Annotated in this window: 18 protein-coding genes; 11 read left to right on the plus strand and 7 right to left on the minus strand. The window is 72.3% G+C overall.

Features of this window, described 5'->3' with window-relative positions; genetic code table 11:
* Positions 1-336 precede the first annotated feature (336 nt).
* A complete protein-coding gene (locus tag VFN12_RS07575; RefSeq protein ID WP_325118023.1) occupies positions 337-588 on the plus strand; it encodes a WhiB family transcriptional regulator in 252 nt (83 codons plus the stop codon).
* Positions 589-708: 120 nt separating this feature from the next.
* Here VFN12_RS07575 and VFN12_RS07580 read toward each other — a convergent pair whose 3' ends face one another.
* A complete protein-coding gene (locus VFN12_RS07580) occupies positions 709-2,178 on the minus strand; it encodes a sensor histidine kinase (RefSeq protein ID WP_325118024.1) in 1,470 nt (489 codons plus the stop codon).
* Between the two features lie 66 nt (positions 2,179-2,244).
* Here VFN12_RS07580 and VFN12_RS07585 point away from each other — a divergent pair, with 66 nt between their 5' ends.
* From VFN12_RS07585 to VFN12_RS17585, 6 genes are all read left to right on the plus strand, one after another.
* Positions 2,245-3,090, plus strand: a complete 846-nt coding sequence (locus VFN12_RS07585) for a DUF2785 domain-containing protein (protein ID WP_325118025.1) — start codon at positions 2,245-2,247, stop codon at positions 3,088-3,090.
* Positions 3,091-3,100: 10 nt separating this feature from the next.
* On the plus strand, positions 3,101-4,774 hold the full coding sequence (locus VFN12_RS07590) for an acetolactate synthase (protein WP_325118026.1): 1,674 nt from the start codon (positions 3,101-3,103) through the stop codon (positions 4,772-4,774).
* 3 nt (positions 4,775-4,777) lie between these two features.
* Complete coding sequence (locus tag VFN12_RS07595; RefSeq protein ID WP_325118027.1) at positions 4,778-5,281, plus strand: GNAT family N-acetyltransferase; 504 nt, start codon at positions 4,778-4,780, stop codon at positions 5,279-5,281.
* Complete coding sequence (locus VFN12_RS07600) at positions 5,278-5,649, plus strand: thioesterase family protein (RefSeq protein ID WP_325118028.1); 372 nt, start codon at positions 5,278-5,280, stop codon at positions 5,647-5,649. Before VFN12_RS07595 ends, VFN12_RS07600 begins: the two co-directional genes overlap by 4 nt.
* A 90-nt stretch (positions 5,650-5,739) precedes the next feature.
* Positions 5,740-6,312 (plus strand): GNAT family protein, encoded by a 573-nt coding sequence (locus tag VFN12_RS07605; RefSeq protein WP_325118029.1) that lies wholly within the window; start codon positions 5,740-5,742, stop codon positions 6,310-6,312.
* An 83-nt stretch (positions 6,313-6,395) separates the two neighbouring features.
* On the plus strand, positions 6,396-6,470 hold the full coding sequence (locus VFN12_RS17585) for a 50S ribosomal protein bL37 (protein ID WP_414690017.1): 75 nt from the start codon (positions 6,396-6,398) through the stop codon (positions 6,468-6,470).
* 61 nt (positions 6,471-6,531) lie between these two features.
* Here the strand turns inward: VFN12_RS17585 and rsrA are convergent, their stop codons facing one another.
* The 5 genes from rsrA to VFN12_RS07630 all read right to left on the minus strand — a co-directional run bounded on the left by rsrA (position 6,532) and on the right by VFN12_RS07630 (position 9,770).
* The gene (rsrA, locus tag VFN12_RS07610; protein ID WP_325118030.1) at positions 6,532-6,783 is read right to left on the minus strand and encodes a mycothiol system anti-sigma-R factor; all 252 of its coding nucleotides are present in this window, start codon (positions 6,781-6,783) and stop codon (positions 6,532-6,534) included.
* The gene (locus VFN12_RS07615) at positions 6,780-7,451 is read right to left on the minus strand and encodes a sigma-70 family RNA polymerase sigma factor (protein ID WP_325118031.1); all 672 of its coding nucleotides are present in this window, start codon (positions 7,449-7,451) and stop codon (positions 6,780-6,782) included. The genes rsrA and VFN12_RS07615 overlap by 4 nt, the downstream gene beginning before the upstream one ends.
* A 77-nt stretch (positions 7,452-7,528) precedes the next feature.
* Complete coding sequence (locus tag VFN12_RS07620) at positions 7,529-8,179, minus strand: alpha/beta family hydrolase (RefSeq protein ID WP_325118032.1); 651 nt, start codon at positions 8,177-8,179, stop codon at positions 7,529-7,531.
* A gap of 28 nt (positions 8,180-8,207) precedes the next feature.
* Entirely contained in the window at positions 8,208-8,981 is a 774-nt protein-coding gene (locus VFN12_RS07625) for an SOS response-associated peptidase (RefSeq protein WP_325118033.1), read from the minus strand.
* A 36-nt stretch (positions 8,982-9,017) separates the two neighbouring features.
* Positions 9,018-9,770 (minus strand): hypothetical protein, encoded by a 753-nt coding sequence (locus VFN12_RS07630; protein WP_325118034.1) that lies wholly within the window; start codon positions 9,768-9,770, stop codon positions 9,018-9,020.
* Between the two features lie 115 nt (positions 9,771-9,885).
* Here VFN12_RS07630 and VFN12_RS07635 point away from each other — a divergent pair, with 115 nt between their 5' ends.
* The 4 genes from VFN12_RS07635 to rsgA are packed head-to-tail and all read left to right on the plus strand — an operon-like array spanning position 9,886 to position 14,342.
* Positions 9,886-11,475 carry a sigma-70 family RNA polymerase sigma factor gene (locus tag VFN12_RS07635; RefSeq protein WP_325118035.1) on the plus strand — a complete coding sequence of 530 codons (1,590 nt, stop codon included), beginning with the start codon at positions 9,886-9,888 and terminating at the stop codon, positions 11,473-11,475.
* A 41-nt stretch (positions 11,476-11,516) separates the two neighbouring features.
* Positions 11,517-12,047: a DoxX family protein gene (locus VFN12_RS07640; RefSeq protein ID WP_325118037.1), complete on the plus strand. Its 531-nt coding sequence runs from the start codon at positions 11,517-11,519 to the stop codon at positions 12,045-12,047.
* Between the two features lie 22 nt (positions 12,048-12,069).
* On the plus strand, positions 12,070-13,353 hold the full coding sequence (gene aroA, locus VFN12_RS07645) for a 3-phosphoshikimate 1-carboxyvinyltransferase (protein ID WP_325118038.1): 1,284 nt from the start codon (positions 12,070-12,072) through the stop codon (positions 13,351-13,353).
* Positions 13,350-14,342 carry a ribosome small subunit-dependent GTPase A gene (gene rsgA, locus VFN12_RS07650; RefSeq protein WP_325118039.1) on the plus strand — a complete coding sequence of 331 codons (993 nt, stop codon included), beginning with the start codon at positions 13,350-13,352 and terminating at the stop codon, positions 14,340-14,342. The genes aroA and rsgA overlap by 4 nt, the downstream gene beginning before the upstream one ends.
* Positions 14,343-14,352: 10 nt before the next feature.
* On the opposite strand, the gene VFN12_RS07655 is transcribed toward rsgA, so the two are convergent.
* Positions 14,353-14,978 (minus strand): virginiamycin B lyase family protein (locus VFN12_RS07655; RefSeq protein ID WP_325118040.1); only part of this gene is annotated, 626 nt, incomplete at its 5' end.

Genomic DNA, 14,978 nt, shown 5'->3' on the forward strand with positions numbered 1-14,978 from the left:
GCGGATTGCCCTCGAACTCGTGGTCCTGGGCGCGGATTCTCACGGAATCCACAGATAGCCGTCCAGACCAGGAGTAAATTAGTGGACCTGTGACCAAGCCGACGAGGGTAAAGGCTTGATCGGACCCGGTTCTCTTGCCACTCTTGGGGAGGTCACCGGTCACATGGGTCCTACGGACCCTGCTCACGGAGCCATCCGAACTCACCCCGGACACGCGGGTGGTGTTTCGGGCCTCGTGAAAGCGGTCACTACAAGTGGACGTCGCCGCGAGGCACGCGCAAGGGTCGACCGACTAACCAGTTGGCCACTCACAGACACGACAAGGAGCTCTCCGCCATGGATTGGCGCCACCGCTCTGCATGCCTCGAAGAGGACCCAGAGCTGTTCTTCCCGATCGGCAACACCGGTCCGGCCATCCTCCAGATAGAGGAGGCCAAGCAGGTGTGCCGACGCTGCGAGGTGCGCGAGCAGTGCCTGGCCTGGGCGCTGGAGGCTGGACAGGACCACGGGGTCTGGGGCGGCCTCAGCGAGGACGAACGACGCGCCCTCAAGCGGCGCAACGCCCGGGCGCGCGTCCGCACGGCATGATCGCGCCGGCGGCAGCAGTCGCGACTGTTGGTGGTTGAGCGGCGACCACGGCTGAGGGACGAAGCCGTGACGGAGCCCGTCGAAACCCCGTGAGCGTCGTACGGCGGTGACCACTGCCCGTCACTCCAGCGGTACGTCGACCACGACCCGCGTCCCCGAGCTGCCGGGGACCCGGTCCATGGCCAGCTGGCCCCCGAGCTCGGACTCCACGAGAGTTCGCACGATCGACAACCCGAGGTTGGTCGTGGCGTCGAGGTCGAACCCCTCCGGCAGACCACGACCGTCGTCGTCGACGGTGAGGTGCAGCCTGCCCACCAGCCGGCGCGCCGACACCGCGATGGTGCCGCCCGGGGTGTCGCCCGCGTACCCGTGCTGGACGGCGTTCTGGAGCACCTCGGTCAGCACCATCGCCAACGCGGTCGCGGCGCCGGACTCCAGGACCCCGAACGAGCCCTCCCGGCGCACCCGCACGCGGTCCCCGACGTCGCTGACCTCGGTCACCATCGCCCCGAGACGGTCGGCGATCTCGTCGAAGTCGACGTGCTCCTCGACCGACTGGCTCAGCGTCTCGTGGACGATGGCGATCGAGCCCACCCGGCGGACGGCCTCCTCGAGGGCGGACTTGGCCGACGACGACTCGATGCGCCGGGCCTGCAGCCGCAGCAGGGCCGCCACGGTCTGCAGGTTGTTCTTCACCCGGTGGTGGATCTCGCGGATCGTCGCGTCCTTGGTGACCAGCTCGCGGTCCCGGCGCCGCAGGTCGGTCACGTCACGCAGCAGCACGAGTGCGCCGATGTGGTCCCCCTCCGGCCGCAGGGGGATCGACCGCACGATCAGGGAGGCGTCGTCGGTCCCGAGCTCGGTGTCCCGGTGCGTGCGGCCCCCGAGGACGGCGCTCACGGTCTCCTCGTCCGGACGTCTCCGAGCCGGCACCAGCTCCCGGGTGACGTCGGCGAACCCCAGCCCGGCCAGGTCTCCGGACAGCCCGAGCCGGCGGTAGACGGACAGGGCGTTGGGACTGGCGTAGACGACCCGCCCGTCGGCGTCGAGACGCACGAACCCGTCCCCCACCCGGGGCGAGTCCGCGTGGTCGCTGCGGGGCCCCGGAACCGGGAAGTAGCCGCCCGCGATCATCTGGGTGAGGTCGGCCGCGCTCTGCAGGTACGAGAGCTCCAGTCGGCTGGGCGTCCGCACCCCCAGGAGGTTGGTGTTGCGTGCCACCACCCCCAGCACCTTGCCCTCCCGGCACACGGGGATCGTCTCCACCCGCACCGGGACGTCGTCGCGCCACTCCGGGTCCCCTTCCCGCACCAGCCGCGCCCGGGCGTAGGCCTGGTCGATCATCGGACGCCGTCCGGCGGGGACGAAGGTGCCGACGACGTCGTCGACGTACGCCGTCGGACCGGTGGTCGGCCGCATCTGCGCGCCCGCCCAGAACCCCGCTCCCTCCCGGTCCGGCAGCCACAAGACCAGGTCGGCGAAGGAGAGATCGGCGATGATCTGCCAGTCCGCCAGCAGCAGCTGGAACCACGCCACGGCCTGCTCATCCAGGTCGGTGTGACGGCGCACGAGGTCGGTCAGGGACGGCACGCGAGCCAGCGTAGGGTGTGACGAGCCAGTCTCCACGACCATCGCTCTGACTGGCAGGATGGAAGCATGTCGGCGTCGTACTGGAGGCAGGTGCAGGAGGCCGACTTCAGGGTCCCCGTCGACCGGCCGCTCGACGACCTGACGGCCGAGCTGACCCGCATGCTCGGCTCCAACGACCCGGTCGTCCGCGACGGGACCGCCTACCCGGCGCTGGCCACCTGGACCAGCCGGGGCGTCTACGACGACCTGCTGTCCGGGCTGGGTGACGGGATGGCCGCCGGGCTGACCGTGGGACTCGGCGAGCGGGAGTCCGACAGCGTGTTCCGCCGCAGCTTCTCCGTGCTGGTGCTCGGTGAGTGCGTGGCCCGCGACAACGCGGCCGGGCTCGTGCCGCCGAACAAGGTCCTCGAGTGGGGGGACCGGATCTCCACGTGGTACCTGCGCGAGCGCGACCTGCGCGGCTACGTCCCCGGCAAGGGCTGGGCCCATGCGATCGCCCACGGCGCCGACGCGATCGGCACCCTGGCCGAGTCCCCGCACCTGGCCCAGGCCGAGCTGACGGTGCTGCTCGACGTCCTGGCCGACCGGATCACGCTCCCGGTCGAGTCACAGTTCGTCCACGGCGAGCCGGACCGGATGGCCGCGGCCACGATGAGCGTGCTGCGACGCAACGTGCTTCCCCTGACGGTGCTCGAGCCGTGGGTGGCGCGACTGGCGGCCGCCGCCACCGCGCGAGTCCCTCGCGGCACCGACCCGTTCCTGCGGCGGGGCAACAGCGAGTCGTTCCTGCGCGCGCTCTACCTGCAGCTGGCGCTGGCGCCCAACCCGCCGGCGGTCCGGCCGGACCTCGTGCTGGTGCTCGTCGACGCGCTCCGCCGGACGAACCCCTACTACCTGACAACTGGTGAGTAACCTTCGGGCCATGCCCCAGACTCCCGGGACCGAAGAATCCCTGTCCGGCCATTCCGGCGAGCTCGCTGTCGCCGTCGCCCGAGCCCATGGCGTCGAGACGATGTTCACCCTCTCCGGCGCCCACGTGTTCCCGATGTACGACGGCGCGGTGAAGGCCGAGCCGCCGATGCGGCTGCTCGACGTACGCCACGAGCAGACGGCCGCCTTCGCGGCCGAGGCGACCGGCAAGCTGACCCGGGTCCCCGGGCTGGCGGTCCTCACGGCCGGCCCCGGGGTGACCAACGGGCTGAGCGCGGTCGCCCAGGCGCAGTTCGCGGGGTCTCCCATGGTCGTGGTCGGCGGTCGGGCACCGGCGGCCCGATGGGGCAGCGGCAGCCTGCAGGAGATCGACCAGCCGCCGATCCTGGCCCCCATCACCAAGCAGGCCCGCACCCTGCACACCGCGGACGACGTCCTCGACGGCGTGCACGACGCGTTCGTGGCCGCCGGGTCGCCCCACCGGGGGCCGACGTTCATCGACATCCCGCTCGACGAGTTCTTCAACAACGGCTCCGGAACGCTGCGCGCCGGGACCCGGAACAAGGGGGACGAGCCGGACGGCGACGCGATCACCGAGATCGCCGGGCTCCTCGCCGCCGCGTCCCGCCCGGTGCTCGTGCTCGGCACCGACGTGTGGGCCGACGGCGCCGAGGAGGCCGCGCTCCGCTTCGTCGAGTCCGCGGGGATCCCCACCATCACCAACGGCATGGGCCGCGGCCTGGTCCCCGGGGGGCACCCGCTGCTGGTGACCCGGGCGCGCGGCCAGGCCCTGGGGGGCAGCGACCTGGTGATCGTCGTCGGCACCCCGCTCGACTTCCGCCTGGGCTACGGCGTCTTCGGCGGCGACGACGACTCCAGCCCGGCGCGGGTGGTGCACGTCGCCGACTCCCCCGGCCAGGTCTCCCGCCACGCCGATCTCGCCGCGTCCGTGTCCGGCGACCTGACCTCCGTCCTCGACGGCATGCTCACCGCCCTGGAGCGGGTCGACAGGAAGCCCGACTGGTCCAGCTGGGTGACCGACCTGCAGGCGAGCGTCAAGGTGGCCACGGAGAAGGACGCCGCCCTCCTGGCCGCCGAGGCCGACCCGATCCACCCGGCCCGCATCTACGGCGAGCTGGTCCCCCGGCTGGCCGAGGACTCCGTGGTCATCGGCGACGGTGGCGACTTCGTCAGCTTCGCCGGCAAGTTCGTCGAGCCGCGCCGGCCCGGGGGCTGGCTCGACCCCGGACCCTACGGCTGCCTCGGCGCCGGTCTGGGATCCGCCATCGCCGCCCGGATCGCACGGCCCTCCGCCCAGGTCGTGCTGCTGCTGGGTGACGGCGCTGCCGGCTTCTCGCTGATGGACGTCGACACCCTCGTCCGCCACGACCTCCCGGTGGTGATGGTCATGGGCAACAACTCGGCCTGGGGCCTGGAGAAGGGGCCGATGCAGATGCTGTACGGCTACGACGTGGCCGCCGACCTCGCCCAGCAGACGCGCTACGACGAGGTGGTCAAGGCTCTCGGGGGCGCCGGCGAGACCGTCACCGACCCGCGCCAGATCGGCCCGGCCCTGGACCGGGCCTTCGCCGCGAACGCGCCGTACCTCGTCAACGTGATCACCGACGTCGAGGCTGCCTACCCGCGCAAGACGTTCGGGAACTAGGGCGTGCAGCTCCGCCGGGCCACCCCCGATGACCACGCGCGCGCCGGCGAGGTGACCGTGGCGGCGTACGCCGACTTCACCCTCGGACCCGCCGACCCGTACGTCTCGCGACTGCGCGACGCGGCGACCCGCGACCGGGAGGCGGAGCTCTGGGTCGCCACGCCCGACGACCGGGACGACGAGATCCTCGGCTGCGTCACCCTCTGCCCGCCCGGCTCGCCCTGGCGGGAGCTGTCGGGGCCGGACGAGGGCGAGTTCAGGATGCTGGCGGTGGCTCCGGAGGCCCGCGGACAGGGCGTCGGGGAGGCGCTGGCCCGGATGTGCCTTGACCGGTTTCGGAGCGAACGCAGGCGCGGCGTGGTCATCTGCAGCCTCCCGGAGATGACGGACGCACACCGGCTCTATGGGCGGCTCGGCTTCCGCAGGGCACCCGAGCTCGACTGGTCACCCCTGGACGGGGTACGGCTGCACGGGTACCGCATCGACTTCGAGGAGAGCCAGGGATGACCGACATGAACGCGACGCTGACCTTCACCGTCACCGACGACGACACGGCAGCGGCGGTCGGTTCCGGCAGCCTGCCCGTGCTCGGCACTCCGCGGCTGCTCGCCTGGTGCGAAGCCGCGACCTGCGCGGCGATCGACCCGAGCCTGGACGGCGTCAGCACCAGCGTCGGCACCCGGGTGGCGTTGGACCACCAGGGCGCGAGCGGGGTCGGCGAGGAGGTCGAGGTCACCGCTTCGCCGGCGTTCGTCGACGGCCGGCTGCACCGCTTCACGGTCTCCGCCCGCCACACCAGCGACCGGAAGGTGGTCGCCACCGGTGAGATCACCCGGGTCGTGGTGGATGCGGAGAAGTTCCTGTCCCGGATCTGAGCCCGCCGGGAGCCTCCGCACGAGCCGCATGCTCATGACGATCCGCCCAGCCGCGGGGCGCGCCTCCTCGTGAGACGGCACCATGGCCGCATGTCTCTGCCCACGCCCTCGCTCGACACCTCGCGTCTGCGACTGCGTCCGTTCGGCGACGCGGACGCCGACGCCCTCTTCGCGCTGCACAGCAACGCCTCCGTCCTGCGCTACTGGGACGCACCGCCCTGGAGCGAGCAGGGGCGCGCCGAGCGGTTCATCGCGGCGTGCCGGCAGATGGCAGCGGAGGGCACCGGGGCGAGGCTGGCCGCCGACCGGGCCGCCGACGGGACGTTCATCGGCTGGTGCAGCCTGACCCGGTGGAACCCGGACCACCGAAGCGCGTCGATGGGCTACTGCTTCGTCGAGGCAGCATGGGGCCACGGCTACGCGACGGAGGCCGCGCGCGCCCTGCTGGAGTGGTCGTTCGACACGCTGGACCTCAACCGGGTCCAGGCCGAGACCGACACCCGCAACGCGGCCTCCGCCCGCGTCCTGGAGAAGCTCGGGTTCGTCCGTGAGGGCACGTTGCGGGAGGACTGCGTCGTCAACGGCGAGGTGTCGGACTCTTGGGTCTACGGACTGCTCCGGAGGGAGTGGCGACCGTCGTCCGGGCCGGTTCCCGCCGGCTGAGTCCAGCGGGCCACCGCGCGCGAAATTGGTGGCGCTCGACCCGGTCTGCGAAACTCCAGGGGCATCCCACCCAGGAGGACACCATGAGCAAGACCGGCCGCAAGCGCCGCGCGCGCAAGAAGAAGAGCGCGAACCACGGCAAGCGCCCCAACGCCTGACGCGAGACGTCACGAGCCCCGGCCATCGGCCGGGGCTCGCTGTCTGTCCGGGGTGGGCGACCTACTCGGAGATCCGGATCTGGACCTCGCGGATCCGCAGCCGCACCCGCTCGCGCAGCTCGTCGGGGGCGGACTCGGCACAGGAGCGGGCCACGATCGCCTTGACGGTGCGCTGGAGGTCGTACTTCTCCAGGCACGGGTGGCAGGAGTCGAGATGGATCCGCACCTCGGTGCACGAGGCCTCATCGAGCTCGTTGTCGAGCAGGTAGACGATCTGCTCGAGGAAGTTGGCGCACTCCTCGGAGCTGGTCACGAGTCGCCTCCTTCGCTACCGGTCGGCAGCAGGTCGTGCCGGCGTACGTAGTCGGACAGCATGTCGCGCAGCTGACGTCGACCCCGGTGCAGACGCGACATCACGGTACCGATCGGGGTATCCATGATCTCCGCGATCTCCTTGTAGGCAAAGCCCTCCACGTCGGCGAGGTAGACCGCCAGGCGGAACTCCTCGGGCAGCCGCTGGAGCGCGTCCTTGACCTCGGAGTCCGGGAGGTGCTCCAGCGCCTCGGTCTCGGCGGACTTCAGGCCGCCCGAGGTGTGCGACTCGGCGCGCGCGAGCTGCCAGTCCTCCACGTCCTCGGCCATCGACTGCTGCGGCTGCCGCTGCTTCTTGCGGTAGGAGTTGATGAAGGTGTTGGTGAGGATGCGGTAGAGCCACGCCTTGAGGTTGGTGCCCGGGCGGAACTGGTGGAACGACGAGTACGCCTTGGCGAAGGTCTCCTGGACGAGGTCCTCGGCGTCGGCGGGGTTGCGGGTCATCCGCATCGCAGCGCCGTAGAGCTGGTCGAGGTACGGCAGCGCGTCGCGCTCGAACCGGGCGGAGCGCTCGTCCTCGGTCTCGCTGGCCACGTCGACTTCCTCGGCCGGCTCCTCCGGAGCAGCGTCTCCTGCGGCGACCGCGTCAGCGGCCTGGGAATCAGTCATCGTCTTCCAGACTAGCGGGGGTCGCGGCCCCCCGGATCGGGGTCGTTCGAGCACGGCAAGCACGAGGGCAGAACGCCTCAGGCCCGCTGCTGATTCCCCAGCACCTCGCGGATGACCCACTCCAGCGTCGCCTCCACGACGATCTCCATCGCCTCCGCCTGCGTGACCGGCCCCCTGGCCGGGACCTTGAAGCCGTGGTCGGCTCCCGGTACGACGGCCAGGTCGAGGTCCTCCGGGAACGCTTCCGGACGCCCCATGGTGTCCCTCTCCCCCTGGATCACCAGGGTCGGGACCCCGGCTCCGCGCAGCTCGTGGAGCCGGGACTTCTCCGGCTTGCCGGGCGGGTGGAGCGGGAAGGCGAGGGCCAGGCACCCGACCGCGCCCAGGTCGCGGGCGCAGCGCGCGGCTGAGCGGGCGCCTGCGGAGCGGCCGCCCACGACGAGCGGGGTCTTGCTCCGGATCGCGCCCGCCGCGGCGGTGAGGCCGGCGTCCAGAGTGGCCGGCGGCGTGGCGACCTTGCGGCCGGCCACTCGCCACGGCTGCTCGAAGAGCGCCACGTTGATGCCCTGCCGCGGCAGGTGCTCGGCGAGCGTGCTCAGGTCGCGGGCCTCGATGCCGTTGCCCGCGCCGTGGCTGAGCAGCAGGGTGGCCTGCGGCTGCCGGGCGCGATGGGTGACCAGCCGGCCCTCGCCCTGGCTGGTGTCCACCCTGCGTTCGGCGGCGCTCATGCGGGCTCCCCGCGGAATCGTGGGGTGCTCATGCCGTCCCCACCGCGTCCTCGAGCGGGATGGGCTCGACCAGCTCGGGTCCGTTGTTCTTGACGTTCCCCACGGCCCGGGACACCGGGAACGCCTCGAGGCGCCCCGGAGCGGCGGGGACGAGCAGCGAGAGCAGGTCGTCCTTCCCGGACACGCCCGGGTCCAGCCAGCTCGACCACCGGTCCGGCTCGACCATCAGCGGCATCCGGTCGTGGATGCGGCCGAGGGTGTCCTCGGCCTCGGTCGTCAGGACCGTGCAGCTCCACCGGAAGCGCTCGGGGTCGTCCTCGTCACGGGTGGGGTCCTTCCAGATCTCGTAGAGCCCGGCCATCGCCAGGATGCCGCCGTCCCTGGGACGGATGAAGAACGGTTGCTTGCGCGGCTTCCCCGCCTTGGTCTTCTCCTCGGTGGGGTACCACTCGAAGTAGCCGTCGGCGGGCAGCAGGCACCGGCGCGAGGCGAACGCCCGGCGGTACGCCGGCTTCGTCGCGACCGTCTCCATGCGCGCGTTGATCATCCGGTTGCCGATGGCCGGGTCCTTGGCCCAGGAGGGGACCAGTCCCCACCGCAGGACCCGCAGCTGGCGTTCGGGGGGCTCGTGGCCTTCCGAGCCGTCGGCCGGCCGCGGCGGTCGCTCGACGACGGCGTACACCTCCTTGGTGGGGGCGACGTTGTAGTCGGGTTCGAGCGGGGCCGGGGTCCGGTCGACGACGACCTCGAACTCCTCGATGAGGTCGGCTGGGCGCCTGCTCGAGGCGTAGCGGCCGCACATGCGGCCACCCTACGACGTCCGGGCGGCTGGGCAGGGTCAGAGACGCGCCAGCTCGGAGAGCGTCGCCGCAGCGGCCTCCCCCGTCGTCGGCAGACCCTCGATCCACACCCGGGCGGGTGCCGGCTCGGTACCGGTGAGCAGCCGCCGCAGCAGCGCCACCCGACGGCCGAGCCGCTCGTCACGCGGCGCCAGCACCGTCAGGCGGTGGGTCGCCAGGCGACAGATCGTCTCCTGCCCGGCGAACGCGGTGCGGATCGCCTCCGCGGCGCGAGCCACCTGCAGGTCCTCGGTGAGCACGAGGGCGCCGATCGCCTCACCGGCGGCAGGGGGACCCACGTCGAGGACAACCAGGGCGTGGGACTCGGCGACGGGGCCGGCGGCGGCCTCGGCCCGGTAGAGCTCGGCGAGCCGGCTCTGCAGGTGCGCCATCGTGGCCAGCCCGGTGACCGGGTCCTCGCAGGAGAGCCGGTGCAGATAACCCAGGATCGACTCGCCCCACGCCACGGACACCGCCCGGGTGTCGTCGAAGGTCGGCGCGGTGCCGACGACGGTCCGGAACGTGGTGTCGAGCCCCGAGAGTGCCTCGTCCAGCGAGATCCCCTCGGCAGCCAGGCGGTGGCCGAGAACAGCGTATGCCTCGGCCAGCGCACCCGATCCCGAAGCAAGGGCCTCCCCCACCGCCTCGAACTCCGGCGGCAGTGCCGCCAGCTGAGTCTGGGTCAGTTCCGCTGCCCTTGCCTCGGGTCGGGTGGAAGAAGCCGCTGCTGCGCGTGGTGCGAAGATCCCCATTGCGGCTCCTCCTCCCCGTCGTACACCCATGTGACGACGGCCCCCGGCGCTCATGACGCGGAAGTGCTGAATCTTTTTTCCGTGATCTTTCATCGGCTGGCTCGTTGCACCGGGTGTGGACGTCGTCCTGCATCGGGCCGAGGTCGCGGATGCCGAGCTGATCTCGGCGGTCCGCGGCGGCGACACCGACGCCTATGGCGACCTCTACGACCGGCACGCGACCGCGGCGCGCCGCCTCGCCCGCCAGCTGGTTCCGCCCGCGGACGCCGAGGACCTGGTGTCGGAGGCCTTCGCCAAGGTGCTCTCGCTGCTGCAGCGCGGCTCGGGGCCCGACGTCGCGTTTCGTGCCTACCTCCTGACCGCCGTCCGGCGCCTCCACGTCGACCGGATCCGGGCGAACGCGCGCGTGCACCCCACCGACGACCTGGAGCCCTTCGACCCGGGCATCCCGTTCCGCGACACCGCCGTCGAGGGGTTCGAGAACGCGGCGGCGGCGAAGGCGTTCGCGTCGCTCCCCGAGCGCTGGCAGGCCGTGCTGTGGCACACGGAGGTGGAGGGACAGCGGCCGGCCGAGGTCGCGGTGCTGCTGGGCATGAGCCCCAACTCGGTCTCGGCACTGGCCTACCGGGCCCGGGAGGGGCTGCGGCAGGCTTTCTTGACCATGCACCTGCAGGATCTCGAGGACGACGCCTGTGCGTGGACCCACCAGAACCTCGGTGCCTACGTCCGCAACGGCATCTCCCGCCGGGACGCGGCCAAGGTCGAGCAGCACCTGACCGAGTGCCGACGCTGCACCGCCCTCTACCTGGAGCTGACCGAGGTCAACTCCAACCTTTCCGGCCTGCTCGCCCCCCTCCTGCTCGGTGGCGCGGCCGCGGCGTACGTCGGCTCAGCCACCGGTGCCGCGGCGCTGAAGGGGGGACTCCTGGTCCTGCTGGACCGGGCCAGGGACCTCGTCGCGGCCAACGCACCCGCATCGGCGGCAGCGGGCGTGGCCGCCGCGGTGGTCGTGGCCGGTGGGGTGTTCGTGATCAACGACGACCCATCGGAGCCCGCCTCGGGCCCGCCGGTCGCAGCCGACCGGGAAGACACCGGTTCGCGGGACCCCGGCCCCGCGAGCGGCGGACCCGGCCGCAACACCGGCCCGGAGCGGCGCGCACGCGGCACGGACGACAGCCCGGCCCTGGGCGGAGGGTCCCCGTCGGGCGCCGTACGGACCGCTGTCGCGCCTGCGGCCGACCCCGGAACCAGTCCCGGAACCGACTCCGGCACCGACCCCGGGCAGCCGGGTGGTCCCGGGGCCCAGCCGGTACCCGACGACTCGCCGCCGGACGATGCGCCCCCGGCGGAGCAGCCTCCGGCGGAGCCCCCTCCCGCGTCCGACCTGTCGGTGAGGGCGAGCGCCAGCTCCCAGACCGGCGTCGCGCACCGGGTGGTCGTGGTGGTCTCCGGGCTGTCCCCGGGAGGCAGCGCGACGCTCTCGGTGGCCGGTCGCGGCGTCACCGTCGTCCTGACCGACGACGGGCGGTGCGACTCCCCGCACGCGCGGTCCTGCACGTTGACCAGCAGTCCGGCCACCGTGCAGTTCACCGCCGTGGCCCCGCCCGGGACCGACGCCGCCCTGGTGTTCACGGTGTCCCCCGGCGGAGGTGCGACCGACGTGGACCGGTCCAACAATCGAGCGGTCGTGCCGCTCGGCGCCTGAGCCCTCCACCCGGCGCGACGAGAATCGTGTAGGAATGGGGCATGACCGTCAGCAGAATGATCGCCCGCCCACTGCTCGCGTCGATGTTCGTGGTCGGCGGCGTCAACGCGCTCCGCAACGCGTCCGACTACGCCATCAAGGCGAAGGAGGTCACCGACCGGCTGGTCCCGCTCGTCAAGCGCACCCTGCCGCAGGCCCCCATCCCCGAGGACCCGGCCACCCTGGTCCGCATCAACGCCGCGGTCCAGATCGGCGCCGGTGCGGCGCTGGCCACCGGGCATGTGCCGCGGCTGGCCTCGACTGCGCTGGCCGCCTCGCTGATCCCGACGACCGTGGCCGGGCACCAGTTCTGGAACGAGTCCGACCCGGCCCTGAAGGCCAACCACCGGGTGCACTTCTTCAAGAACCTCTCGATGCTGGGCGGGCTCCTGCTCGCCGCGGTCGACACCGAGGGCCGTCCCGGGGTCGCCTGGCGCACCCGCCGTGCGGCTCGCGACGTACGCCGCGAGGCGCGTCACCTGAGGGCCAGCGCCCGCCGCGAGGCCAAGCTGGCGGCGGCCCAGCTGCGCTGATGCCGGCGGATGGCCTTCCCGGGTGACCACCCGGCTCGCCGACCCGTGGCCGGCTCCGCTGGCCACCGGCCCGGTGGACGTGCAGGTGTCGCTGCCCGGCAGCAAGTCGGTCACCAACCGCGCCCTGATCCTGGCGGCGATCGCCGACGGGCCGTCCGTGGTCCGGGGGGCGCTTCGCTCACGCGACACCACCTTGATGGCGGACGCGCTGACGGCGCTCGGTTCGGCCGTGGACACCTCGGGTGACGACTGGACGGTGACTCCGGGCGAGTTCCGCTCCGACGCCCACGTCGAGTGCGGTCTCGCCGGCACCGTGCTGCGGTTCGTGCCGCCGGTCGCCGGGCTGTCCACGGGAGCCGCCTCCTTCGACGGCGACGCCCACCTCCGCAACCGCCCGGTCGGCGAGGTGCTGACCGCCCTGCGTGGCCTCGGGGTGGTGATCGACGACGGCGGCCGGGGTGCGCTGCCGTTCACGGTCCGCGGCACCGGCACCGTCGTCGGCGGGTCGGTGGTGATCGACGCCTCCGCCTCGTCGCAGTTCGTCTCCGGGCTGCTGCTGGCCGGTGCCCGCTACAACCAGGGGGTCGACGTACGCCACCACGGCAAGCCGGTGCCGTCGCTCCCCCACATCGCGATGACCGTCGCCATGCTCCGCGAGCACGGCGTCGAAGTCGACGACTCCGACGCCAACCGGTGGACGGTGGCGCCGGGCCCGGTCGCAGCGGTGGACCACGTGGTCGAGCCGGATCTGTCCAACGCGGGCCCCTTCCTCGCCCTGGCTGCCGTCTCCGGCGGCAGCGTGGTCGTGCGCGACTGGCCGCGGGAGACCACCCAGGCGGGCGATGCGCTGCGGGAGATCCTGGGCCTGATGGGCTGCGAGGTCGAGCCGGTCGCCGAGGGCCTGCGGGTCCGCGGGTCCGGCACCATCCGTGGCGTCGACCTCGACCTGCATGACGTCGGCGAGCTGACGCCGGTGGTCGCGGCACTGTGCGCCCTGGCCGACTCGCCGTCGCACCTGCGCGGGGTCGAGCACATCCGCGGCCACGAGACCGACCGGCTGGCGGCGCTGGCCGCCGAGCTCGGCGGGTTGGGGGCAGACGTCACCGAGCGGCCGGACGGTCTGTCGTTCCGGCCGGCTCCCCTGCACGCCGGTGTCTTCCGCACCTATGCCGACCACCGGATGGCGCACGCGGGCGTCGTCGTCGGCGCGGCCGTGCCGGGGATCCTGGTCGAGGACATCGGGACGACGTCGAAGACCTTCCCCGACTTCGCCGGCTTCTGGACCGGCCTGCTGGGGGCGCCGTGACGACCGGGCGGTGGACCGACCACGACCAGGAGCACTACGAGCGTCCGCGCCGTCACACCCGGCCCCGCACCAAGGAGCGCCCCACCTACGACGACGCCGTCGACGGGACCGTCGTCACCGTCGACCGGGGCCGCTTCACCCTCGTGGTCGGCGATGTGCCGGTGACGGCGATGAAAGCGCGTCCGCTCGGCCGCAAGGGGGTCGTGGTCGGCGACCGGGTGCGCGTCGTCGGTGACACCTCGGGCGCCGAGGGCTCGCTGGCCCGGATCGTGGAGGTCACCGAGCGCACCACCGTGCTGCGGCGGACCGCCGACGACGACGACCCGGTCGAGCGGGTGATCGTCGCCAACGCCTCCCAGCTGGTCGTGGTCACCGCCCTGGCCGACCCCGAGCCCCGGACGGGCCTGATCGACCGCGCCCTGGTGGCGGCGTACGACGCGGGCATGGACCCGCTGCTGTGCCTGACCAAGGCCGACCTGGCCGACCCCGAGACCCTGCTCTCCACCTACCGGTCCCTGGGGGTCCCGTGGGTGGTGACCCAGCGCGGATCCGACCTGACCGGGCTGCGGGACCGGCTGCGCGGCAGGACCAGCGTGCTGGTGGGTCACAGCGGGGTCGGGAAGTCCACCCTGGTCAACGCCCTGGTGCCCGACGCCGATCGCGAGATCGGGCACGTCAACGTGGTGACCGGCCGGGGCCGGCACACCTCGACGTCGGTCTTCATGCTGCGGCTCCCCGGCGGCGACGGCTGGATCGTCGACACCCCCGGGATCCGGTCCTTCGGCCTGGCCCACGTCGAGCCCGGTCAGCTGATCGGCGCCTTCCCCGACCTCGACGCGCTGACCGGGGAGTGCTCGCGAGGGTGCCTCCACGGCTCCGGCGAGCCGGAGTGCGGGCTGGACGCAGCGGTGGCAGCCGGCGGAGCGGACCCGGACCGGGTCGAGTCGTTCCGCCGGCTGCTCGCTGCCCGAAGCGAGACCGCCTGGTGACCTCGCCGGCCTAACGAAGCTGCAACGTGGCGACCTTGTCGGCGAACATCATCGTGTACCAGGGGTCGCCGTTCGGCGCGACGACGATCCCGAACGGCTCGCTGCCCTTGATCGTCTTGGCCTCCGTGATCGTGCCGGTGTTGTCGATCCTGGCGATGTTGCCCTTCGTTGTCTGGCTGAACCAGACCGAGCCGTCAGGCGAGGCGGCGATGCCCTGTGGTCCGGGGTTGCTGGGTGTGAGGAACGTGGACACCACACCGGTGGCGGGATCGAGGCGTCCGACGCCTTGCGGGGTGAACCTGGAGGTGAACCAGATCTGCCCGTCGGTGGCGATGGCGATGTCCCACGGGCTGAGGCCGTCGGGGACGTCGAAGGACGTGACTTGCCCCGATCCCGGGTCAAGGTGGTTGACACTGTGGTCGTTCGGGGCTGTGAACCACGGATCGCCTGCGCTGTCGACGACGACATCAGCCGGTCCTTGATCGAACAGGACCGGAAACTCCGTGAACTGATCAGCAGCAATGTCGTAACGCCACAGGCTTGTGCCAGTGCTGTTCGCCTTCGTGAACCAGACTTCACCGCCACTGACATCCATGTCGCCGCCCACGGCTCCACTGTCGGGGATGTCGATCGATG

The sequence above is a fragment of the Nocardioides sp. genome, assembly GCF_035703625.1.
Lineage (GTDB): Bacteria > Actinomycetota > Actinomycetes > Propionibacteriales > Nocardioidaceae > Nocardioides.